Here is a 24692-nt window from a genome sequence, read left to right as displayed (position 1 = left end):
TCTTGTTAAATAATTACATGGAATTGAAAGGATTATCCTAGAACGAAAAGAGTATATTAAGAAAGCGTATCCAAAATTTCACGGAACAGACGTTCTTATATTTTCTCATAAAAGAGCTTTGATTTTATGTTCTTGGCTTGCTACTGCACTAAATTTTTCGATGAAATCCAGACATAGGAGGCGGCAGAGATCTTCGATATATGGTAGAATGATTTATATCAGTTATGAAAGAACATACATTCGTTCTTGAGGAGGTATGTTATATTATGTCTGGAAAAAAATATAAAGTGGCGAGTTTATTTGCAGGAATCGGGGGTATAGATTTAGGTTTTGAACAAGCTGGAGCGGAAGTTATTTGGGCAAACGAAATGGACAAGAATGCATGTATTACTTATAGGGAGAATTTTAAACATACTTTAATTGAGGAGGATGTTAGAAAAGTTAATGAGTATAGTGTTCCGAAGATAGATATTTTAACAGCTGGTTGGCCTTGCGTAGCTTTTAGTATCGCTGGAAGAAGGCACGGTATGCACTATAAATGTAAAGGTTGTGGTCATGAACATTTAGTAACTTTTGAAGAATATATGGGAATCCCTGTATGTCCAAAATGTAGTGGACATACTGAAGCAAAAGATCCTAGAGGTACTCTATTTTATGATATTATTAGATTTCTCCGTGCAACACAGCCTAAGGCATTTCTTTTAGAGAATGTAAAAAATCTTAAAAGCCATGATGGTGGCAGAACATTTAAAGTTATTGAGGAAATGCTATATGCAGAAGGGTATTATTTTACGAGCAAAGTTTTGAATACAATGGATTATGGCAACATTCCACAAAATAGGGAGCGTATTTTTATTGTGGGATTTAAAGATAAGAGAGCATTGGCGAGTTTTAACTTTCCTCAGCCACAGCCTTTAACAAAGACAATAGATGATATTTTGGAAAGAGGAAAGAAGCAGGAGGATAAATATTATTATACTGAAAAGTCACAATACTACCCTATGTTAACAGAAGCTATGCGTAGAAAAGACACTGTATATCAGCTACGAAGAGTTTATGTGAGAGAGAACCAAAGTAATGTATGTCCGACACTTACTGCTAATATGGGTACAGGAGGACACAATGTTCCGCTCATTCTTGATGATTATGGAATAAGAAAAATTACACCGCGTGAGGCGTTGTCGTTTCAGGGTTTCCCTAAGGAATTCAAAATTCCTAAGGGAATGGCCGACTCACACATTTATAAACAAGCAGGAAATTCTGTTTCTGTTCCGGTAGTGAGGGCAATTGCAGAAAATATAATTAAAGCATTGGATTCAGTTTATACTGACATAACCGATAATTATGACAAGGATACTAGCTCAAAAGAAATAGAACAATTAGAACTCTTTGTGTAAATCAAACCTTCCCATCCGTTTTAATATATTTTATTATTTGGATGGGGAGGTTTATTTTATGGAAAAGCTAAGGATAGAAAAAAACAAAAAAAACGAAAATATCTACTATTTAACAAACCCTAAGGAATTTAGTAGCATGGGTAGCTTTGATTCGTTAACCTTGGAAAATGCATTTAATTTTGCGTATGATATGAGTTTTGATAATAAAGGTGCACACAGAGATCATCGAAGTGGGGGAACATACAGAAGAAAAAATGGAGAAATCTTTACTGATACTTTTCAAGGAAAACTAGGTGAATTTGCAATATATGATTATTTTAAGGAGAACGGTATTTTGTTGAATTATCCTGACTTAAAGACACACCAATTGGGAATATGGGACACGAGTGATTTTGAAATAAATGGTCTCAAAATTGCTGTAAAATCGACGAAAAAATATGGACAGTTGTTGCTACTAGAAAAGGCAGATTGGGATTCAAAGGGACAATACATCCCTAATCTAAGTAATGGGAACGGGATTTATGATGTTTTTATCCTAGTAAGGATATCCCCTTCTATTTCATTCCTAATGAAGAAAAATAAATTATATTATTCAAATAAGGTTGAGAAAAACGTCTTAAAAAGAACCATTTTTGCACAACGTTTTAACTATGATATACCTGGATTCATAGATAGAGAGGTACTTGTCAAGTTGATTGCAGGAAACTTTGTTATTCCTAAGGGAGCGATGTTGAACTCATCAAGAACTGTAATGGATGCAGACAATTATTATATTCAGGCAGGGGATATGATGGATATAAAGGATTTAGTTAGTTACTTGAAGAGTAACATTTAATGTAAATTTAAAAATTGAAAAATGGCAAACTCAGAGAGACCTCGCGCGCGCGAAGGAGCCTCTCACTTGCCAGATATAAATACATTAGTTGCCTCTTTTACGTACGGACAAAGTAATTTTATTTAGGAAAAACAAAATTCAACTCATACATTAGTTTTTATTTTTTGGAATTCGTTTTGAAACTCATCATATGATCCTATGCTACAGAAATCAATTGAAAAGTATTTTTCGCTGTGTTTATACACTGTCACAGAATCAATGCCTAATATTTTTAGTTTATCGTAAGTAAGAAGCTCGCCTTCTTTCAATCTCATTACTTTTCTGAGAAGCCATTCCCCGAGAGCGCTATTAGGATTAGACATGAGTGCTTTGCTGTTTTCTTGACAAACCTTAGCTGATAGGAGAGATTTGTCCGGGAGTTGCAACTGAAAACTTTGGTCACGTGGTGGGAAAAAAGTCGGGAAGACTTTATGAATCCAAGAAGGTATAGGTATATAAATTTCATTTGGATTTCTCGTTCTTCCAGATGCATTCCATTGATTGAGCCCACTTTTTTCCGGAACATGTCTTTTGGCCCCACGGTCTGAAAAAAGTGGCAACAAGATATACTCCTTAGCTTTCAAAGTATCATAAGGAGATACAGTAGGAGGTACAGTGTCCTCTCTTACTATAGGCTCTAGAGTGAGATTGAACAATTTTGCGAGCATCGCATAAGGATTAGGAAGAATTTCGACATTAATTTCAGCTAATGGAATATTGGTATAAAAGCGCTTATACAACGTACTTTTAGTGACATTAAAGCTGTATTCATTTCGTCCGTCTTCAAAGGTAATTGTGTTTTTATTATTGCTGACTTCTATATTTTTAATATTTGAAACGTCTATCAAGTCCATAGGCATTTCATAAATAAGTATTTTTCCTGGTAACCTTGTTACACAATGGTAAATCATTGTATGAAGATTATAAGTTCGTTTAGTGAACTCGATCCTTTCGTTACGAAGTTTAGCAATTATATAAACAAGTTCTTTGTATGATCTGTTTCGATATAAATCTGAGTCTCTATTAAATTCTGCAATTTTTTGAAGTGTACGACCGTTGCCATGAAGAAAAGTTTTAATGCCTACTCCAACTCTATGTAATGAAGCATCCGCTGAACAGTCAGCACGCCCTAGGTTTTCTGCACCGAAGGCTTCACAAAATGCATTTTCTACACTTCGAGAAACCAAATAAGGTGAATCACTTTCCGAAAATAAATTGGATAATGCACCTGTTAATCTTAACATTTGTTTGTAAGCAGTTTGGTTACTTAACGGTTGTTTGTTGTATAACATTGGTCGTCCTCCTCATTCTATTTCTCTCTTCAGCCCTACAAGATAGTCCATTGAAACATTCAGTTTTTCAGCAATGATTTTTAAAGTGTCCACAGAAGGTGTGCGTTTATCACTTTCATATAATGACCAAGTGCTCTTTGAAACGCCAACCAATTTTGCGGCTTCACTTGCACTCAATCCTTTCCGTTCGCGTGCATTTTGAATACGTGTTCCTAGATATTCAACCACCTTCATCCCTCCCCTCCATTGGAATATTGTTTTTATATTACCATCCAAAGCTTTCAAAACAGTCATAAGTTTGCGAATAGAAAACAAATATTGTTTGCCTATAGAAAACTTATGACTACAGATTTTAATCGAGTATGAAGCAGTATGGTGAATATGTTATTGGGATTGATGCAAATATTCTTGATTTTTCCTGATGATATAATCCGTTTTTTACAATAAAAAATACTTGATTTATGCTAGATTATTTGTTCATTATGTTTAATCGATGCAAAGGAATTATTCTACTGTATAATATATAAATACAAAAATTTGATAACTATTCAGCCACATAATCAAGTCAGCTGAATATTTTTTGCTTTTCCTGTCTATGATGTGAATATTGATAGACAAGGAGGTGAATCGCATGTTGACGGCACAACAAGCTGTATTTACGGTTGAGAGCTTAATCGGCAAAGTCCAACAACAAAAGAAGCTCATTACTCACCAACAACAAATCATTGAGCAACTGTTGACAGAAAACAAACAGCTGCACAAAGAAAATGAACAACTCAAGTACCGCGTTCAAGAGCTGGAAGCACGCACGAAAAAAAACAGCTCCAATAGCCATTTGCCCCCATCTTCTGACCGTTTTCACACCCATTCTTCTCGTCAGCCATCTGGCAACAAACCAGGCGGACAAGAAGGGCATCAAGGAACGACGCTCCGTCAAGTGGAACATCCACATCATCGTGTCGTCCATCGTGTGAACGCGTGTCAAGGATGTGGGGCTTCTTTGCGCGAAGTCAAACCGTTCAAAGTCGATGTCCGTCAAGTGTTTGATCTCCCTCCCATGACGATCGAAGTGACACAACATGAACGTGAAGTGAAATCTTGTCCACATTGCCGATGTGTTCAACAAGCGGAGTTTCCACCACATGTCACGAATCATGTGCAATACGGTCCACGGCTCACGGCGCTCGCTGTATATTTGCATCACACCCAATGGATCCCGTACAAGCGTTTAAGTGATACAATCGAAGTGTTATATCAACACTCGGTTAGTACAGGGACTCTTGCCAATATGGTGAAACGAGGACGCGAAGCTCTGGAATCCAATATGACATGATCGAAGAATCCCTACTTGACTCTAACATCTACGTAAGCTAAAAAGCTTCATCGAACAAGGGTATACATGGGCAGTGAGCATGACGACGTTTCTGTTAGTCGCCAAACAGGCCGTCGAAGCTCATCACGGTGCACTTTCCGAAAAAGAAGCGAAACGATAGGAACGAGTGTATGATCGCATTCTAACGAAAGCACAGCACCGATTAGAAACGATGACGCCTCTTCCGAAAAAAGCACTCGCTTTTGTTCGACGGCTTCAGAAACGAAAGGAAGAAGCGCTACGTTTCTTACGTGAAGTGCATGTTCCCTTTGACAACAACCAAGCCGAACGCGATCTTCGCATGGTCAAAGTGAAAGAGAACATTTCGGGTACGTTTCGCGAAGAAACATTCGCCCAGTCGTTTTGCATCACAAGAAGCATCGTTTCCACACTCGCGAAACACGAAAAAAACGTGTGGGATTCGTTATGTCTTCTGTTGACGGGCGAAACGATAGATCGTGTTCTTTCTACCACTTAGGGCGTTTTCTATCACAGGGATGCCCTATTTGTGTTGCGCTTCTCTACATACTACTATCGGGGTGAATAGTTACAATTAATATATTTTCTAAGCTTTAGCTATTATTCAAGGTTTCGATGAAGAAGATTGTATAACTAACAACTTAGGTTTTATATACATCTAGATTGACATCTTAACCCCTAGTTTAGGTGGAACACTTGGTATGAAACACTTATCTGGGTGTTGCGTTTGACGTCCTGTGTCACCATTTATAATCGAGGTGTACAACGGTAATCATTTCTAATTTTAAGACGTTCATATTATTTCTACTCCTTTTATATATGAGTACCTAGGAACAAGATAACCATGGGAAAAGGCATTCTTACATAAGTCATTGTTCTAAAGAGGATGTAATACTGATTAAATATTTAAGAACTTTTGTTGTAAGATTGGAAATGTGATATCATTACTAACAGATAAATTGTAACTATTTGCTTGTATGTAAGTTTTATGAGGAAAATGTGTTCCGAAATTTTCTTTAGATAATTTCATTAAGTTAAACCTATGGTGAATGTTTATTAGAACATAAAAATGCAGAAGTCTACAAAGAATTTGGGTTAGGACGACTTTATTAGGGAGCGTAATAGCCTTTTTATGCGTACCTCCTCTTGAACTTTCTATCATGGCCGTAGAGGCTCTATGTTAATTTGTGATTTTATGGGTTTTTATTATAAAAAATTATTATTTTTTACCAAATAAACCTAGTTTGTTTATATTAAAAATCACTTTTCCACAAAACAAAAAGAAGTGTTGGATTACTGCTGTTCATATATGATATTTTCAATGAGAATAACATTGATTATGATGAACAATTTTTAATGTAAGAGTAAAATAAACTTATCGATGCTCATTGTAGAAAAATGTACATGGTAATCAAATATATATTGAGTAGCTAGAATGTAAAAATTTTAGGAGGATGCAAATGATTCACCGAGAGTTAAAACTTTTTCTTGATAACAAAGTGCACCCCTTGCCTCCTTGGATTATATTTGCTTTTTCTTTAGGAGCTTTTTTGCATGAGGAAGGCATAAAAAATGAAAAGAGTGCCAATGTAGTTGTTTCTGTACCGAATGAACAATATTTTGCTTTATTTGTTGCTGTGGGAATAGCTGATAAGATTTTCTCTGTGAAGAGAGGGGAGAATTCAGTTCGACAGCAGATATTGAGTTTGAAAAAAGGCAGTAGAATTATATATCAAGATAATCGATATACTCGGAAGGCCTCTGTCTTATCAGTGGAATCCAGCCCTGTGAGGAATGGAGAATTTATACTATTCATTCAAGATGGAGGTATTCGACTTGGGATACCGGAGTCACAATGGAAGGAAAAAATCATTTTGTTAGATGAAGAATTTTCTGATATTAGGAGAAGGAGGAAAGTAGGAAAAAATCAGAAGTTAAGGATTTCTAGTCCTTTCATGAGGGCGCTTTACTCTGATGAACAGCTTGGAGAGGTCTCATTTTATCCTGGAAATAATTTTTACATTATTGGAGACAGACAGAAATTTATTGAGGTGATGTCTGAAATATGTTTTTTCATAAATGGTCAAAAAGGGAGTATTGGCGAATTCCTTTATATAGAAAATGTCCAAAAAAACAGCAGTTATTTTAATGGGAAGTTCTTATCGCCAAGAATGAAAAAGACTTTTATGATAAATAGGGATATACCTGTTTTATTTTCCGATACCTTGAGTTATCGAAAACAGTCCAGATTATTTGCTCAAAATCCCAGCCTAATAGTTATAGGAAGGTCAGAGCACGAAAATCATATCCGTGATGTAGTATCGGATGTGTCGAGGAGAATAATTTTGGGAGATACTGAGATGATTACTTCTGAGATAGCTAGCTATATAGAACTTTATGGGGCTTCTGTTCCCAATGGTATAGAGCTACTTGCATGGAGGGAACGACATTGCTGAGACATATATATAAACTATATTCCCCATTGCAAAAACATATTCATTTTAAACATGTGAAATGCAGTGAACTTCTTTCATTTGCTGAACAATTAAGCAACTTTAGACAAGAACTCATTGAAAAGTTTGATAATGACGGACAATTATTAGATACTTATAGCTACTTAAATAAAATTTTTTTCAAACTTTGTGGGAGTTTTTTGAACTATTCAGAAGTAATTGGTAAGGATGCGGAAAAAACGATTATTGATAAGTTGATGTCTTCAAAAGATAGTTATCCGAGTTTTTTTGATAAAATAGTGAAGCCACTCGCAATGTCTATAAAACAAGTACTAGAGACGGAACAAAACTATATGACCGATTTTTTGTGTGAGCATATTAACAAGAATTGTAATCGTTCGCATAAAATTGCTTTGATTACAAAAAGAGCACTGTCTATAGAGGAAAAAGAATTGATTAATCGTAGAATCAATCTACCTGTTGATATAAACTATTATACCGAAAATAATTTTAGAAAAAGTGTTGTTATGTTTGATGAAGTTGTATTTGTTGGAACCCCTAGCTATTATGGTTCTTTCGCAACTAATACTTTAAAAGCACCTCACACTTATTTTGTTGCTTATGAAATGTTTTCTAATAAGTTAACTCAAAAATCTTTTTTTTCTGACATTCATCAACAAGATATTATAAGTACAATTTACTCGAATGTTAGCATAGATAAAGAAATAAAAAACACTCATAGAGTAGAGATTAGTCAGGAAGATTCGGTGAAATATACTATTAAGAGAGTTTTGGAAGAACAAAATGAAAAAGGGGAGAATGTACATAATGTGGTTAAAGCAAGCATTGTCTTGTTAGAAAACGGTCGTTTCATATTCGTTCCCGATGACTCGAAAATCCGTGTACTATCTCTTAATACAAAGAGAAATCAAGTTATTGTTAACCACATTACGTTAAAAGATTTAGAAGAAGATGATTTTATTATAATAAGGAACGAAAGAGATACCAAGTTAATTGCAGAAGTGGCAGATTATGAGATTCTAAGAGAAGAAGCTGAATACTTGAGATTGTTGCAAGAAAAATGGAAAAAGAGACTTCGTTATAACGTAATGAAAAAAGGAATTAAACGTGTAAGCGAGATACTGTCCAACAGGTATGGTATGACAACAGCTTCTTCTCAATCTATACGGTCATGGTGTGGTGAAGAATGTATTTGTCCAACAGAATTGCCCTTATTGTTGCAAGCTTTGAAGTACGATAAAAATGAGGTAGACCACATTTATCAAGCTATGAAAAAAATTCAGACTGCACATAGAGATGCGGGAAGGGTTATATCTAGAAAGCTTATGAATGAAATTACTCCATCTATTTGTCAGGAATTACAGCAAAAAGGATCTATTACGTTTAAATCTTCAAATTTCAATGGAGCCTCTTTTAATATCGATCGAGTTGTAGCAATTGATCGTTCGAAACACAATGTGTTGCAGTCCAATCTAATGAAGGTATATAGAAAAGATTTGTAAAGGGGACGTGATGTTATGTCAATCACATTAGAAAGTTCGCTTCGCAATCGACAGCATGTAATAGAAAGTGTAAGAGAAGAAATTATAGGTCCTGGGAGAATACGGGACAACTATGCTTTATTTAATCACATAGGGAATACGATATTAGATTCAAAAGAGGATTTGTATAAACCGTATTATTGGATAGTTGGAGGGGTAAAAGAGGAAATTCTTCAAAGGGAGCAACCGTCACAGCGTTATGTAAGTGGAATGCTTTTTCCGGTAGGTACAATAGCGACGGATGATGAAGTTGTAGAAGTTACAATAAAAGATGATGTGAATGATGATGAAACTTTGGATCAAATATTCGAGTATAAAAATGATGTTGAAACAACGGAAACTGAAGGAGATATAGAGTTATTTCCTCAAAAAAATGATTTTATGCCCTCTACTATCGGAATGACTTTTTGTGTAGATAAAAATGTTTCCAAATTGAAAATAGTAGTAAAAGGTGGTTCTTATACGCCACACAAGGTACGAGTGAAAGGTGATACTGCTTTCTATACTTGGTGGCTCCGAGAAGGAGTAGAAGGTGTACTGTACATCCCAGTTAAAGAGCTTTATATTCAAAAACATATGAACTACCAAGTGAATTTATTCAATGCTAAAAACGAAAGAGCTAGTCAATTTAATATTCAAGTTCAAGCTCGTCTGCGAGAGATTAATAACTTTTTTATTATAACGACTAGTGCTACAAATCGTTCTGATGCAAGCGGTTTAATGCGTGATCAAGTCACTTTGTTTCAAGCAGAAATGTTAGTTGAAACAATAGGTAATGCTAGCTTCTCCCCTTATCCAAAGCTTTATCAATTAAACGACATACTAAGTGAAGAGGATGCGTCAACAGATCTTCTTTATCGCCATGAACACGTTTATGCATTTGGACACGGTTGTGCAACTGATTGGGATCAAAAATCCAAGGAAGTAAAAATTATCCAAACAACATTTATGCCAGAATATGAGACTATAAGTATGACACCAGATGTTGAGTTAGAAAGTGGGAAATTAACAATTAAAATGAGTGACCTTGCCGGGTTATCATCACAAAAACACCCTAAAGAGATATTACAGCCTCTCACAAAAGGCTATGAAAATTGGATTATTCAAAAAGAAAAAGAAATCCCTTTGCTCCCGCCACCTTTACAGCCAGCTGCAACAAGGCATATAGAATTATGCTGGGAAAGTTTAAGACGTATGAATAGAGGTTTAGAGTTGCTAGAGGACGAACAAATTCTTCGTGCTTTTCAGCTAGCTAACTTAGCGATTCTCCTTCAGCAAGAAAATGGTAAGGTAAAACGTAACGGTTATGTCCTTATGGATGAAAAAAGATTAGTATTTGATAAGCAGATACACGAAGTTCTCAAGGATGAAACCAAATTAAATGATGCATCAAACACATGGCGTGCTTTCCAAATAGCTTTTTTCCTGATGTCAATTGAATCGTTGGCTGATGAAACAAGTAAAGACAGGGAAATAGTGGATTTGATTTGGTTTCCGACTGGAGGAGGAAAAACAGAGGCTTACTTGGGAGTTGTAGCTTTCCAAATGATTCTTAGACGGTTGCGCAATCCATTAGATGCAGGTGTGGATGTTATAATGCGATACACGCTACGTCTTTTAACTGCAGACCAATTTCAGAGAGCTTCACGTTTAATGTGTGCATTAGAGTATATTCGACGTAAAAACGATAAGGAGCTTGGTCATACTCCTTTTTCAATAGGAATTTGGGTTGGATCGAAAACTACACCAAACAAAAACATAGTAGCTTCTCAAATGCTGTCTAGTCTGATCAACGACAAACATGGATGTCCGTCTTTTATTGTCCATACGTGTCCTTGGTGTGGAGCCCATCTTGGCTATTATTCTTCAAAAGACGGAAAAAAAAATAGTAAGAAACGATTCTATCTCGGATATAAAATGAAAGATAGCAGTCTGATCATTCATTGCCCTGATAAAAAGTGTGATTTCCATAATGAACTTCCTATTTATATAGTGGACGAAACTATTTATGAAAAGCGCCCTACATTTTTAATTGGAACTATTGATAAATTTGTTCAATTGGTTTGGGAACCTAAAGCAAGATCATTATTTGGTATAGACCATGATGGGAATCATTTTGTCTCTCCTCCATCCGTAATTATACAAGATGAGCTACATCTAATTTCCGGACCGTTGGGAACTTTGACTGGTTTGTTTGAGGTGTTAATTGAAGAACTTTGTATAAAAAAAGTTAATGACAAGATTATCAAGCCAAAGATTATTGCTGCAACAGCTACAATTAAGCATTTTAAAGAACATGTATTGGGGTTGTTCGGGAGAAAAGAGTCGAGATTATTTCCAAGTCCGGGACTAGAACATGATGATTCTTTCTTCTCTAGACCAGCTAGATATGAAACTGGAGAATTAAAACCAGGTAGAAAATACGTAGGTGTTTACACAAGTACTGTAGGAAGCATGATGGCACAAGTTATGACGTTTTCATCTATACTACAATCTTCCGTTGAAATCAAAGAAGATGAAAGAGATCCTTATTGGACTTTATTAGCGTTTTATAACACTCTTCGGGAATTAGGTGGAGGATTAACACTTGCTCAGACGGATATTCCGCAATATTTGAAAGCTATGGAAATGCGTAAAGGAAGAGTTCAGAAAACAAGGTATATAAATAACTTCCTTGAATTAACATCCAGAAAACAAAGTCATGAAATTTCTCAAACCATTGATGATTTAAAAGCCAGTTACGTTGTTGGTGACATCAAGAATAAAGCAATAGATTTATGTTTTGCTTCAAATATTATTGAAGTAGGAGTGGATATAGATCGGCTTTCTGTCATGGCCATTGTTGGACAACCTAAAATGACTGCCCAGTATATTCAAGTTAGTGGGCGTGTTGGAAGACGATGGTGGGAAAGACCAGGTTTAATATTTACTATTTATTTAAATACGAAATCAAGAGATAAATCTCATTTTGAGCACTTTAGGGAGTACCATCAGAAACTATATGCACAAGTAGAGGCAACCAGTGTGACTCCGTTTTCAGACTCTTGCATCGAAAGGGCACTACCAGCTGTGGTAGTTGGCTTCATAAGACAAGCTCTAACAATGAGGGTGGCACGAACACCGGATCCTATTGAGACTAGGAAGTATTTAGAAGACAAGATATATCCGTTTTATAGACGATTGGTAGAAAGAGCGGAGCTTGTAGATATAGAACAAGTTAGCGAATTAAAAGATAGATTTAAAAAAATCCTAAAAAACATACTAGAAGGAAGTTATACATCTTGGAAAGTGGATAATAGATCGGATGGATTTATGTATCCAGCGGGGGCAACAATTCCAATAACATTAAAACATTCATCTATCCCTATGATAAATTCTATGAGGAATGTGGATGCTGAGTGTCGTGGTATAATTAGTAACTTATATAATTGTGATAAAAATGATGCTAAAAGCAGTTCATGGGAGGAATTATTTACATGAAAGATCTTCCATTACGTAGGGGGCAACTGATTACGACATTTGGTCCTGGTGCTCTTGTGGTGAGCCCAGAGGGAGAAACTGCAATTATAGGTGCTTTAGATAAATGGTATTACAATATTAAAGGACAGCAATTAAATTCATTACACGAATACGAAGTACAGGAACCAAGGTTAAAGTCATTATTGCAAGTGAAAAAACTTTTTCTTCCACCAGATTTTAGAGCAGGGTATCAATATCAAGGTGAGGGAAATGTCATTCAACAAACCAATACTGATGTGTATATACCTTTATTGAGGTTTCCAACATGGCACTATTGCCCTAAATGTAAAACTTTACATCAGCTACCTCTTTCATCTCGAACAAGTTGGTATCACTGTAGAGAATGTGATAGATCTGTAAAAATGATTCAAGTTCCTTTCGTTATAGTTTGCAGACATGGGCATATTTCAGATTTTCCATGGCAAGAATGGGTGCATAGAAACGAAGACACATCATGTGAAGGAACAATGAAGTTATTATCCACCGGGGGAACAACCTTAGATTCTCTTAAAGTGGAGTGTAGCTGTGGAAAGGATCGATCTCTTAAAGGGGTTATGATAAAAAATAAAGTTGACCAACATAATAACAACAGAAGTGCACTAAGTATCATGCTCAATGATAATGTAGAGAAGGAGTACACATGTCCGGGTACGAAACCTTGGTACGGTTCACTGGAAGAAAAAGATAAATGTTCTGAATATCCTGTGGCTGTTTTGAAAAATTCAATAAATGTATATTTTCCAATTAAAGTTAGTGCTATTCACATTCCTGGCGATAGGAGTGCAGAAATAGAGTCTTTGATCAATTTATTTGAGAAAAGAGGTATAACTAGTTCCCTATTGGAAACTCATGAAAATACCAAAGGAAAAATTGAATTTGTAAAAAAAATATGTCCACCCGAGATTAATGAGTACAGCGATTCAGATATTGAGCGAGCAATTATATATATCCAACAGGGAGATGTTAGTTCGGAACAACTAAGTACTAGCAAATCTTATTTGATAGAACATCAGTTGCGTAAGAAAGAGTTTGAGACTTTAATCGAAGCTGTTGATCACTCAGAAAATTTAAAAGTTCATAAAGAGTGGGAGTGTGATGAAGTAAACGAGAGAGATTTAAAAAGTTTGTTTAGTCATGTGAATCGTGTGACTAGATTAAAAGAAACCATTGTTTTGACGGGATTCAGAAGATTGCAAGTAGGTACAGAAGAATTAAGTATAACCGAGATGAGAGAGGGCAGGAGACTGTTATTTAAAAATGCGAGTCTTCAAGAGAATAATTGGTTACCTGCATATAAAGTTTATGGTGAGGGAATATTTTTTAGGTTAAATACTGATAGATTAAAACTTTGGGAAGAAAAATCGGATGTAAAAGAATATTATGAAAAGTATTTAAAGCGTTATAGAAAAAACAATAATTATATTGACCCTAATATTAGTAATCCGAGGTATGTTTTACTTCATACTTTCTCACATATTCTTATTAATGAATTATCACTAACGTGTGGATATAATGCTGCTTCGATTCGTGAACGTCTTTATCTAGATGAAAATCAATCGGGAATCCTTATTTATACTTCATCAGGAGATAGTGACGGAACATTTGGGGGACTTGTTAGAATGGGATTAAAACAGAATTTTTTTCCGATTGTTTACAGAGCACTTGAAAGAGCCAAATGGTGTAGCTCTGACCCTGTTTGCACAGAAATTGGAATGTCTTCCGGACAAGGTTTAAACAAGTTAAATGGTGCTGCATGTCATAGTTGTACTTATATACCTGAAACTTCTTGTGAATTGCAGAATCTATCTCTAGATCGAAGTTTATTAGTTCATCCGAAAATAGGTTTTTTTAATATTGTGTGATTAGAATCAAATAAAAAATTGCCGTCTTCTCGGAGTCGGTGAAAGGATGAAGAAGAGAGTCTAATTTAGCTGACTGGAACGGATATCTAGATAAATTTGATATCACTAAGATAGTGAGTGCATTAGGGAACGGTCGAAGCATCGTTTCCTAAATTTTTTACAAAGTGTCTACGAGTTTATTTTGTATTCAAACACTAAAGAATAACAAACGGTTGTATATCTATCTATGAAAAAACATTGAATGAAGTGGTAGTGATGGCAAAAACAACGGATTAGTAGATTAACGAACGTCAAGCAGAATGAAATTGTAACGCTTTTGTAATTAGCACTTTGACAGGAGAATATGAAACACAGCATGGAGGGGAGAGGAAAGAGCCAAATGACAAAAGAAGAGCTGTTAAACTGGGAAGATGATTGGCTTGAACGGGAATGTGTTGATGAAGGGGACGAACTTTACGCGTGGTTAGAGGAAGGGATAGAACTTTACAAAAAGCTTATTCAAGTTGATCCAAAAGAGTCGCGCTACTTCGTTACGCTAGCAGAATTGTACTTGCAGTGGGGAAGAGATGAAAAAATCCGCAAAGGAAATTATCATAGTGCATCTAGACTGTTGAAACAGGCATCCATTTATGCACCGACAAAGCCAGATGCTTTTTATCACTTATCTTTTATTCTTGCTGATGAGGATCAAAGGTGGGAAGCTGTTCTTTTTTATGCAAAGGAAGCATTGGAGAAAGGGATTGACGGAAGCAAGCGAATAAAGTTGCTTTGTAATATTGCGTTAGCATATGCACGGCTTGGTTATACCCAACAAGCAATGAGGTACATAAAGGAAGCGAGTGAAACGGATCAAATAGGTGAGCATCGCTGGTTTATGGAATTGTACATGGATAGAATAAAAAAGGGAATGACAAAACCAATTTTACTGAAGGAACAAGAAAACGAACGAAAGATAGTCTCAAAACGAGAAGCAGACAAGCTGAAAGACGAAGCAATAGACGGAAAATGTATTGTTCTTGATTTGTCTGCAGATGAAAAATACATTCATGCGAGTAAAGATGTGGTGAGGCTAGAAAGGAAAGAAGCAGAAATTCTTGGTTATTTGATGGAACATCAGATGAAATCATGCTCAAAACGCAGTATCGAACAGGCTGTTTGGCATGATCGCCCAGTTAGCAGTTCTGCTGTGAAAAGGTACATTGCCAGTTTAAGAAGAAAACTTGCACAGGCGATGGGGCGCACAGACATTTCTGATCATATTTTAGTTACTACAGAAGACGGATATGTATGGAAAGTAGATATTCCATCTGTTGTTTTACGTAAATGAAAACAGTCAGCTCGGTTACGAGTTCGTAACCGGGCTTTTTGTATGATAAAGTTACAAACGAATTGGGAGGGTGATAGTAATGAATTTAATGAAATTAGAAATGATGGATGCAACTGCTCGTATTGCTGAGGCACTGCAAATGAGGGGAGTATTTGTGGAAGTACAGTCTGACTTCATTGTTTTAACAGAAGGAAATACGCAAACTGACATTCATAAAGTTCGTGAGTTACTTCATAAACTAGGAATTCCGACTATGTGGCAAAAAAATAAATTTCAAGTGCTTGTGACTCGTGTGCCAATTGCGATAATGAAACGGATTATAAATGCACCTGGTCAAAGTTTTCCGATTTCTATGAACATCTATCATCACAAATGGAAGTCATTCGTTCAAAGACGATTCGGCATCAAAGTTAACGCGCTAGATTTAGATGCCAACATGGCGATGTTTGTAAAATCGTTAAATTTAGCGGGCATTACTGCATTAGCAGGCTATAACGGTCATCATCGTTACGAGCCGAACGTTCAGCTTTCGGGAGTATTTCAAGGTGCCTGGTTTGAGGTCATCCAAGAAAAATATTTGAACAATTGCTCTCTTCATTATAAATGGACAGTTCATTACGGAACACAATCCGGCGCTTGCATTGTCGCACATAAAGAAGAAAACGAGAATTGGGATATGAATAAAATTTACCAAGATACAGTGCAAATGGCGCAAATACTGCAAACACATGCCGAAGAAATTCGGAAATGGAAAAGAACAACTTTCAAACGAAAAGGGGAAATGAAAGAACAAGCAAAACAATTTGTTGAGAACGGAGATTTCGCAAAACTTGTAGAATGGATGAAAGACAAAATGCAAAAGAAAGCATATTAGCTGGTAACATTGGGTACTATCTGTTTAGCTTTGAGAGTCTATCCGACTCTCTTATTTTTTGGATATGTGCTCAATTTATTAAAATTTATGGTAAAATGAAAAAAATGCTGTTGAGAAGAAGGAATAGGGGGAATTTGCTTGCGAGAGTCTCCAGTAAGAAGATTACAATCAATAAACCTAGATGAATTATACGAACGTGAAGAGCAGCTTTTGGACGAATTGAATAGCGATATGGCAAAGGATTGGATTTATTATGAAATTGTCAAATTGTATAAAGAAATTTATAGGCAGTTATCGAGGCGCTCACTAGAGGAACAAGAAGAGCATGGGTTTGAATATGTGAAAAAAAGGCTCGTTGCTTATCTCATTCGTTACGGAACGTATTTGAAAACGCAGCTTATGAAAGATGATTATATGGCGAAAAAAGCTTTTGAAGACGCGTTGGGGTATGATAAAACGAATCCGATTGCTCATTATCGTCTCGGATTTTTAGCGTATAAGGAGAAAGAGTACGCAACGGCGCAGCGTTACTTTGAAAAAGCGCTTGAATATCAAAAGACGTATTCGAATCCGGAGTTTTGCTTAAATGAGCAACAGCTATATTATGCTCATCTGTATTCAGCGAACAGCGCTTTGTTTATGGCAGAAAAAACGTATCGATCGCTTGAGAAATTTCCTGATTATATAAACGATCAAGGTGCGCCTGCGCAACTTTCATCTTTGCACACGTTGTTGCAACAAAGTGAAAATATTTTAGCGATGCGAGCGTTTACGAAACAGACTCGGAATGGAAAAGCGTATAGTTCGAAAGAAGAATGTGAACAACTCATGATGAATCCTCCTGTGAATACAGTTGTTGTTTATTTTTCTGATCGGGAAAACGTTGTAGCTTATCACGGCAGGGAAGTGTGTTTACCTTGTGATCCTGCGGAGATGCTTTGTTATTTTTTGGTGAAAACAAATGAAACGCGTCCGGCAACGAAACATGATGTGGCTATGTTTTTTCAACCTAGACGGGATGGAGAAATTTCGACAAATACGTTTGTCCAAAAAGTAAGGCGCCTTCGAGAAAGGCTAAGTCGTATTCAAGTGCCCGATATAATCGAATCATGCCAATTTAGAGACGAAACCGCCTATTATTATAACGGTTCTGTCGATTATATCATTATGTATCGAAGCGATTATACGTTTATGTTTGAAGACTATTTGTGATGACATGTGTGTCATCGCTCTTTTTTTATACTAAGTTTGTAAATAAGGAAAAGGAGCGATGATGAGATGAAAACATGGAATCAACTATTTATTCGTCAAGGTTTTATGTTGGAGGAAAAAAGTCCGAATGAGTTTATTTGCGCAAATGAGAGAAAAGAAAACGCCGAGTTTTTGTTGAAACGTTTAGATATGGCGAATGTCGATTATACGTTTTGTGACGATGTATTAACGATTGCGAGTCCGCCGATTAGCGAAAAACAATGGCTTGAAGCAGTTGAGTTTTATCAGCGTGGCGTTTGGGAAGCAATCGGGGTAGCGGAGCCGAAAGTATTTGAGTTAGATACGTATATGAGTGGTGTCATTCGTGAGTTGAATCGTCTTGGATTGCGTACAGTGTCTTGTTGTGATGGTCATGACCAACGTCGTCCTTATGTATCTTTCGATGGGCAAACCAATATGGAAAAAGTGATGCAATTGTTTCATGCATTGCAGGTCCATGTGCGTTTGAGACCGTCTCGTTTTCCTGAAGTCGTGTTTTTGACAAAAAGAGAACGACTTCTGGACCTCGCTGAACAAATGAGGAAAGTACAAATCGATTGGTTAGAACAAGGGGAAGCCTATATCCGCAAAATGCTATTTCTCTATGAGCTTGAAGAGTTGCTTGGCGTTTCAGGAGAAAGCGGAAATGAACATCATATTCGCTCAGTCGTATATGAGAAACTTGAACCATATGTCGATCACATTACAATCGATCGATACGGAAACTTGCTTGCGCAAAAAACATATAAATCAGGGAATGGACCAACGATTTTGTTGAATGCGCATTTAGATACGGTAGAATCGTTTGCGCCAGGAAGAACGATTGTTAAACAAGGAGCGATTTGGTCGAGCAGTGAAGGCATTTTAGGAGCGGATGATCGCGCTGGGGTGGCAGTGTTGCTTGAAATAGCGAAATGGCTTGAAGCGTCTTCGTTTAACGGAACGGTTAAATTTGTTTTTACGGTTGAAGAGGAGTGCGGGCTTGTTGGTGCAAGCAAGCTTAGTGAATATTTTTTATGGGGCGTTGATGCAGCAATTGTCGTCGATCGGAGGGGAACGGGCGATATCGTCACGTCATGCGGCACGACCCAGCCATTTTGCGATATTCGATACGGACAGTTTTTCGAACAAGTAGCTTACGATGCCGGGTTAACTGGCTGGAAATGCACAGCTGGTGGAAGTAGTGATACGAGAATTTGGGCACAACATGGCATCCAAAGCGTGAACTTGTCCGTCGGATACGAGTGCGAACATACAGACGATGAAACATTAGATATAGATGCTTGTTATGAGACGGTACGGCTCATTCAAGCGGTGTTTACTCACTCGAGAGAACTTTCAAAAACGTTACGGGATGTGCGTATGGCCAATCGAGAAGTGGTAACAGTGACGTGGATGTGAGGTGAAAATAAGGGGCGTCATTTGGACGTCCTTTTTTAGTGGATGCATAAGAAAATGACTCCAAATAGAGTGTTAAATGTTGTATAATGGAAGAAGGTTAGTAACTGTTAAAATATTTTTGTAAAAATCCATAAAACTCTATATACAATTTATAAAAAATTACAAGGAAAAAGAACAAATAAAGCCAAGAGAATGGTTAAGGAGTTAACAGAAACTGGAGTTCCTTGTTTTGAAAAAACGCCGAAGGCTAAAAAATATACAACTTAACTATACCCACCACATCACAACAACGTTGGTGAAAGCCAAGCCAGCGTATGTCGTGATGGAGGATTTGAACACAAGTGGCATGTTAAAAAATCGCAAGCTATCGAAAGCAATCCAACAACAAACATTCCACGCGTTCAAGCGCCAAATGATGTACAAATGTGCATGGCATGGCATCAAGTTGATCGTGGCAGATCGTTTTTATCCGTCTAGCAAAATGTGTAGCCGTTGTGGTCATGTGAAAGACCACCTTTCTTTATCGGAACGGACGTACCGTTGCGAAGCGTGCGGGCTAGAAATCGACCGTGATCTTAACGCTAGTATCAACTTGAAACAATATGCCAAGTGAATCACCACATGTACCCATACGTTAGTGGGGAAGTAAAGCCTTCGGAGCGCCGAGCAAACGAGAGTAGCTTTTTGCGAAATTGGGCGTGATGAACAAGGAAAGAAACGTAAACTTTATAAATAATGAATAGATTATTTATAAAGTTTTGTAAGTTTTCTGTAACGGTATTCCAAAAGTCATTTTATTCGGTTCGCGTGGAAAAGGGATGGTACGCTATAACTCTCATATTGATCTATGCATTGATTATACAGGAAAGCAAAAGTGGAAAGTCATCGATGCGATTGATGAAATCATCGGTATTTATTCATTCGATGTGTTGTTTGCTGGCTCGTTGAACAAAGAAATCGCACAGCAAATTGCGCGTGATGGGGTTATTATTTATGAGAAATAAAAAGCAGGGGACAACATCGTCCGCCTGCTTTTTTCATTTAAATCGTGACCGATGTTTTTGTTTTTTTCCGCAGGTCGAAGCGGTCAGCGTTCATCACTTTTACCCAAGCTTGAATAAAGTCGTGGACAAACTTTTCTTTGTTGTCGTCTTGGGCGTAAAGTTCGGCGTAGGAGCGAAGAATCGAGTTCGATCCGAACACTAAGTCGACACGCGTTGCTGTCCAGCGGACTGCCTTTGTTTTCCGGTCGCGAATGTCATACAAGCCATCTTCTTTCGGTACCCATTCATAGTTCATATCCACGAGGTTAACAAAGAAATCATTCGTTAGCACACCGATGCGGTCAGTGAATACTCCGTAAGGCAAATCGCGGTACGTTGCCCCTAAGACGCGCAAGCCGCCAACTAATACAGTCATTTCTGGAGCGGTTAAGCCGAGCAATTGGGCTTTGTCGACAAGAAGCTCCTCTGGTGTGATGCTGTATGCTTTCTTTTGATAGTTGCGGAATCCGTCGGCAAACGGTTCTAATACCGCAAAGCTTTCGACATCCGTTTGTTCTTCTGTTGCATCGCCTCGCCCAGGCATAAACGGTACGCGAACGTCAAACCCAGCGTCGCGTGCGGCTTTTTCGACAGCGGCGCTGCCGCCAAGCACGATTAAATCAGCGATGCTTACTTTTTTAGGTAACTCGCGCTGAATGTCTTCATAAACAGAGAGAACTTTTGCGAGTCGTTCCGGTTCGTTCACTTCCCAATCTTTTTGTGGAGCGAGTCGAATGCGCGCGCCGTTTGCGCCACCGCGTTTATCAGAATGGCGGAACGTGCTAGCGGACGCCCAAGCTGTTTTCACAAGCTCGCTTACTGTGAGTCCTGATTGTAAAATGCGTGTTTTAATGTCTTCAATTTCTGCCTCCGTTAATTCCACATCTCCTTCTGGAATCGGGTCTTGCCAAATGAAATCTTCTTTTGGCACTTCAGGACCAAGGTATCTCGCTTTTGGTCCCATGTCGCGATGAATAAGTTTAAACCAAGCGCGAGCAAACGCATCCGCGAACTCTTCAGGATGTTCATAGAAACGGCGAGCAATTTTTTCATATGCTGGGTCAAAACGCAACGCTAAATCAGTTGTCAACATCATCGGCGGTACTTTCACATTTTCATCTTCTACATCAGGTGCGAAATGTTCTTCTTTTAAATCAATTGCTTCCCATTGATACGCGCCAGCTGGGCTTTTCGTGAGTTTCCATTCATATTCAAATAGCAACTCCAAATAGCTATTATCCCACTTTGTAGGTGTCGGTGTCCAAGCGCCTTCAAGACCGCTTGTAATCGTATCGCGACCTTTTCCTTTTCCGTACGAGCTCATCCAACCTAACCCTTGCGCTTCAATTGGAGCTGCTTCTGGATCAGGACCGACATGTGAAGCATCCCCAGCCCCATGCGCCTTGCCAAACGTATGACCACCTGCGATGAGCGCGACTGTTTCTTCGTCGTTCATGCCCATCCGTCGAAACGTTTCACGAATGTCACGCGCCGCTGCCAGCGGATCTGGTTTGCCGTCAGGACCTTCTGGATTGACATAAATGAGCCCCATTTGCACAGCAGCAAGCGGATTTTCTAATTCACGGTCGCCGGTATACCGTTCCGAGGCGAGCCATTCTTTTTCAGCTCCCCAATAAATATCTTCTTCTGGATGCCATACATCTTCACGGCCAGCACCAAAACCGATTGTTTTTCCCCCCATGGACTCGATTGCTACGTTGCCGGCTAACACGATCAAGTCCGCCCAAGAAATTTTATTGCCGTATTTCTTTTTAATTGGCCACAATAGGCGACGTGCTTTATCTAAATTCGCGTTGTCTGGCCAACTGTTTAACGGAGCGAAACGTTGTGTACCTGTTGAGGCACCGCCTCGTCCGTCCCCGATGCGGTACGTTCCCGCAGAATGCCAAGCCATGCGAATAAACAACGGTCCGTAATGTCCGTAGTCAGCAGGCCACCAATCTTGGCTTGTCGTCATGAGCTTGCGCAAATCTTCTTTCAACGCCCAATAGTCAAGTGTTTGAAATTGTTCAGCATAGTCAAACGCTTCGTCATGAGGATTCGTTTTTCTGTCGTGCTGATGAAGAATGTTTAAGTTTAATTGATTTGGCCACCAGTCTTTGTTTGTTGTTTTGTTTGAAGTATGACTCGTCACACTTCCATGGAACGGGCATTTGTTTTCCATTCTTTTATTCTCCTTTCGTGCATATAAATCAATACAGTTTCGTTGCTAAATCGTTGATAGTGATAATGATTAGTACATTAGAATTATACTAAATTAATATTTGTTAGTAAAGTATAAAAAATATTCTTTTTAAAAAATTATAAAAATCCCCCATTTCATTCTGTTCGCAGAATAAAATGGGGGATTTATACGTCTACATCTGTTTGTTCGTTCATCGTTTCACTCCAATCTTTAACTTTGGATCATATGCTTGACTTGTTCTGTTGTTAAGTTGCGAATAAATTCGATTAAATCGATTGCTTCGATACCAAACTCATGGCATTTTTCAACGTATCGTTGATAAGCTTTTGTGTACATATCCATAAACAAAAACTCCTTTCACACGTTTCTTTTGTTAATTACATTGTAATATAACAGATTTAAAAAATCAATATCTGTTATATAATTATTTTGCGAATGGTTTTGATATTTTTTATGTACGTGTAGTAGAAATAGAGCGTTTGTAGTACAATGAAGTAGGTCATGAAAAGGAATTATACATATTTCACCAATTAAGAAAGGATGGACATGCATGCATATTATTGAATTAATGAAAGCGATCATTTTAGGGCTAGTCGAAGGGGTGACAGAGTTTGCGCCTGTTTCATCGACGGGGCATATGATTATTGTTGACGATATGTGGTTGAAGTCAGGTGAGTTTTTGGGGAAATATGGGGCAAATACATTTAAAGTCGTCATTCAGCTCGGTTCCGTTTTAGCTGCCGTTGTTGTGTTTAAAGATAAGTTTTTTGAGTTGCTTTATTTGCGTAAACGTGACAAAAAAACAGGACCGCATTTAACGCTCATGCACATTTTTATTGGACTTGTGCCAGCTGGGGTGTTAGGAGTTTTATTCGAAGACTATATTGATGAACATTTGTTTTCAACGGAAACGGTGCTCATTGGGCTCGTGCTCGGGGCGTTGTTAATGATTGCAGCAGATCGTTTCGGAAAACGAACAATTGCACAAACAGTAGATGATATTACATATAAGCAAGCGTTTATTGTCGGTCTTGTGCAATGTTTATCTCTTTGGCCTGGGTTTTCGCGCTCAGGATCGACCATTTCAGGCGGTGTGCTTGTCGGGATGAGCCACCGTGCTGCCGCTGATTTTACATTTATTATGGCCGTGCCGATTATGGCAGGGGCGAGTGGCATTTCGTTGTTAAAGAACTGGCAGTACATCACGATTGATGCTTTACCATTTTTTGTTGTTGGTTTTATTAGTGCGTTTATTTTCGCCTTGCTAGCTATTCGCTTTTTCTTGCATTTAATTAACCGCGTTCGTCTCGTGCCGTTTGCAATCTATCGCATCGTGCTCGCAGCGGTTATTTATATCGTTTATTTTGCGTAAGTGAAAGGCTCCTTTCGTGGGAGCCTTTTATACGTTTAACTGTTTGATTATTTTTGCTGGGTTGCCCGCGACGACAACGTTATTAGGAACGTCTTTTGTGACAACGGCACCAGACGCGATGACAACGTTGTTTCCGATATTTACTCCTGGATTAATAATGGCTCCGCCACCAATCCATACATGATCACCAATGATGACTGGCTTTCCGTATTCTAATCCTGATGCTCTTTCCGTTGGATCAATGGGGTGAGTAGCAGTATAAATATGAACGCCGGGACCAATAAGGCAATTGTCTCCGATGCGAATTTCACATACATCTAAAAAAACGCAATTGAAATTTGCAAAGAAGTTTTCCCCGACGTGAATGTTATATCCGTAATCGCAATAGAAAGGTGGCTCAATATATACGTGTTCTCCTGTTGAACCAAACAGTTCTTTCAATAAAGAAACACGTCGTTCATGCTCCGTTTCTAACGTTTCATTCAATAGTCTTGTTAATTTACGGGCATGTTCACGTTCTTTCACTAACTCTGGATCGGTAGCCCGATACAATTGACCACTTACCATTTTTTCTTTTTCTGATTTCATTTTTTCAACTCCTTTATTTTCCTTGGTATTGTCAAAAGTTTTAAAGACATACCCTAAGTTTTTATTGATTTTATGCGGTTTTCGACAAAAAAAGCTTGCCACCCCTGCTGTTTTTGGTACGATTGAGGTAACCCCACACCCAATCAAAACAAAGGAGTGACAAGCTTGTTACCTCAATTATTAATCAAAATGCTCCAAATAATCAAGATCCAATATCAAATCATTATTTATTTACTAGGTGTACTTTTTGGAAAGTCCCTCACAGACTGGGATGACGAAGAACCGGTGAATCAATCGTATCAGAAACTCCAAGTCGATGA

Annotated in this window: 17 protein-coding genes and 2 pseudogenes; 14 read left to right on the top strand and 5 right to left on the bottom strand. The window is 37.8% G+C overall.

Features of this window, described 5'->3' with window-relative positions:
• Positions 1 to 266: 266 nt before the first annotated feature.
• Both ASC42_RS03580 and ASC42_RS03575 read left to right on the top strand, forming a co-directional pair.
• Entirely contained in the window at positions 267 to 1397 is a 1131-nt protein-coding gene (locus ASC42_RS03580) for a DNA cytosine methyltransferase (protein ID WP_055440599.1), read from the top strand.
• 58 nt (positions 1398 to 1455) lie between these two features.
• Positions 1456 to 2232, top strand: a complete 777-nt coding sequence (locus ASC42_RS03575) for a hypothetical protein (RefSeq protein ID WP_055440598.1) — start codon at positions 1456 to 1458, stop codon at positions 2230 to 2232.
• Between the two features lie 143 nt (positions 2233 to 2375).
• Here the strand turns inward: ASC42_RS03575 and ASC42_RS03570 are convergent, their stop codons facing one another.
• Both ASC42_RS03570 and ASC42_RS03565 read right to left on the bottom strand, forming a co-directional pair.
• Positions 2376 to 3563 (bottom strand): phospholipase D-like domain-containing protein, encoded by a 1188-nt coding sequence (locus tag ASC42_RS03570; RefSeq protein WP_055440597.1) that lies wholly within the window; start codon positions 3561 to 3563, stop codon positions 2376 to 2378.
• 12 nt (positions 3564 to 3575) lie between these two features.
• A complete protein-coding gene (locus tag ASC42_RS03565) occupies positions 3576 to 3797 on the bottom strand; it encodes a helix-turn-helix domain-containing protein (RefSeq protein WP_055440596.1) in 222 nt (73 codons plus the stop codon).
• Positions 3798 to 4194: 397 nt separating this feature from the next.
• On the opposite strand from ASC42_RS03565, the pseudogene ASC42_RS03560 reads away from it, so the two are divergent.
• From ASC42_RS03560 to ASC42_RS03510, 11 genes and pseudogenes are all read left to right on the top strand, one after another.
• Positions 4195 to 5413 (top strand): annotated as a pseudogene (locus ASC42_RS03560) (IS66 family transposase).
• A 961-nt stretch (positions 5414 to 6374) separates the two neighbouring features.
• Entirely contained in the window at positions 6375 to 7370 is a 996-nt protein-coding gene (locus tag ASC42_RS03555; RefSeq protein WP_055440595.1) for a hypothetical protein, read from the top strand.
• The gene (locus ASC42_RS03550; RefSeq protein WP_072242656.1) at positions 7349 to 8890 is read left to right on the top strand and encodes a DrmE family protein; all 1542 of its coding nucleotides are present in this window, start codon (positions 7349 to 7351) and stop codon (positions 8888 to 8890) included. Before ASC42_RS03555 ends, ASC42_RS03550 begins: the two co-directional genes overlap by 22 nt.
• 15 nt (positions 8891 to 8905) lie before the next feature.
• On the top strand, positions 8906 to 12409 hold the full coding sequence (locus tag ASC42_RS03545) for a helicase-related protein (protein ID WP_055440593.1): 3504 nt from the start codon (positions 8906 to 8908) through the stop codon (positions 12407 to 12409).
• Positions 12406 to 14310 (top strand): DUF1998 domain-containing protein, encoded by a 1905-nt coding sequence (gene drmB, locus ASC42_RS03540; protein WP_055440592.1) that lies wholly within the window; start codon positions 12406 to 12408, stop codon positions 14308 to 14310. The genes ASC42_RS03545 and drmB overlap by 4 nt, the downstream gene beginning before the upstream one ends.
• Before the next feature lie 343 nt (positions 14311 to 14653).
• On the top strand, positions 14654 to 15637 hold the full coding sequence (locus ASC42_RS03535; protein WP_082435682.1) for a winged helix-turn-helix domain-containing protein: 984 nt from the start codon (positions 14654 to 14656) through the stop codon (positions 15635 to 15637).
• Between the two features lie 79 nt (positions 15638 to 15716).
• Positions 15717 to 16511 carry a hypothetical protein gene (locus ASC42_RS03530; RefSeq protein ID WP_245191139.1) on the top strand — a complete coding sequence of 265 codons (795 nt, stop codon included), beginning with the start codon at positions 15717 to 15719 and terminating at the stop codon, positions 16509 to 16511.
• A gap of 138 nt (positions 16512 to 16649) precedes the next feature.
• Complete coding sequence (locus ASC42_RS03525) at positions 16650 to 17723, top strand: tetratricopeptide repeat protein (RefSeq protein ID WP_245191138.1); 1074 nt, start codon at positions 16650 to 16652, stop codon at positions 17721 to 17723.
• A 66-nt stretch (positions 17724 to 17789) separates the two neighbouring features.
• Positions 17790 to 19163: a M20/M25/M40 family metallo-hydrolase gene (locus ASC42_RS03520; RefSeq protein ID WP_055440590.1), complete on the top strand. Its 1374-nt coding sequence runs from the start codon at positions 17790 to 17792 to the stop codon at positions 19161 to 19163.
• Between the two features lie 229 nt (positions 19164 to 19392).
• Positions 19393 to 19776 carry an RNA-guided endonuclease InsQ/TnpB family protein gene (locus ASC42_RS03515; RefSeq protein WP_245191137.1) on the top strand — a complete coding sequence of 128 codons (384 nt, stop codon included), beginning with the start codon at positions 19393 to 19395 and terminating at the stop codon, positions 19774 to 19776.
• Positions 19777 to 19942: 166 nt separating this feature from the next.
• A pseudogene (locus ASC42_RS03510) lies at positions 19943 to 20167 on the top strand (nucleotidyltransferase domain-containing protein); the annotation flags it as partial.
• Between the two features lie 37 nt (positions 20168 to 20204).
• On the opposite strand, the gene katG reads toward ASC42_RS03510, so the two are convergent.
• On the bottom strand, positions 20205 to 22391 hold the full coding sequence (gene katG, locus ASC42_RS03505) for a catalase/peroxidase HPI (RefSeq protein ID WP_055440589.1): 2187 nt from the start codon (positions 22389 to 22391) through the stop codon (positions 20205 to 20207).
• Positions 22392 to 22622: 231 nt separating this feature from the next.
• The gene (locus tag ASC42_RS14335; RefSeq protein ID WP_280790522.1) at positions 22623 to 22754 is read right to left on the bottom strand and encodes a hypothetical protein; all 132 of its coding nucleotides are present in this window, start codon (positions 22752 to 22754) and stop codon (positions 22623 to 22625) included.
• Positions 22755 to 22962: 208 nt separating this feature from the next.
• Here ASC42_RS14335 and ASC42_RS03500 point away from each other — a divergent pair, with 208 nt between their 5' ends.
• The gene (locus tag ASC42_RS03500; protein WP_055440588.1) at positions 22963 to 23784 is read left to right on the top strand and encodes an undecaprenyl-diphosphate phosphatase; all 822 of its coding nucleotides are present in this window, start codon (positions 22963 to 22965) and stop codon (positions 23782 to 23784) included.
• 27 nt (positions 23785 to 23811) lie between these two features.
• Here ASC42_RS03500 and ASC42_RS03495 read toward each other — a convergent pair whose 3' ends face one another.
• Positions 23812 to 24372, bottom strand: a complete 561-nt coding sequence (locus tag ASC42_RS03495) for a sugar O-acetyltransferase (protein WP_055440587.1) — start codon at positions 24370 to 24372, stop codon at positions 23812 to 23814.
• Positions 24373 to 24692: the final 320 nt, after the last annotated feature.

The sequence above is a fragment of the Anoxybacillus suryakundensis genome (genome assembly GCF_001418025.1).
In the GTDB taxonomy this organism is placed as follows: Bacteria; Bacillota; Bacilli; order Bacillales; family Anoxybacillaceae; genus Anoxybacillus; species Anoxybacillus tengchongensis.
This window is presented reverse-complemented; position numbering and strand designations above follow the sequence as displayed.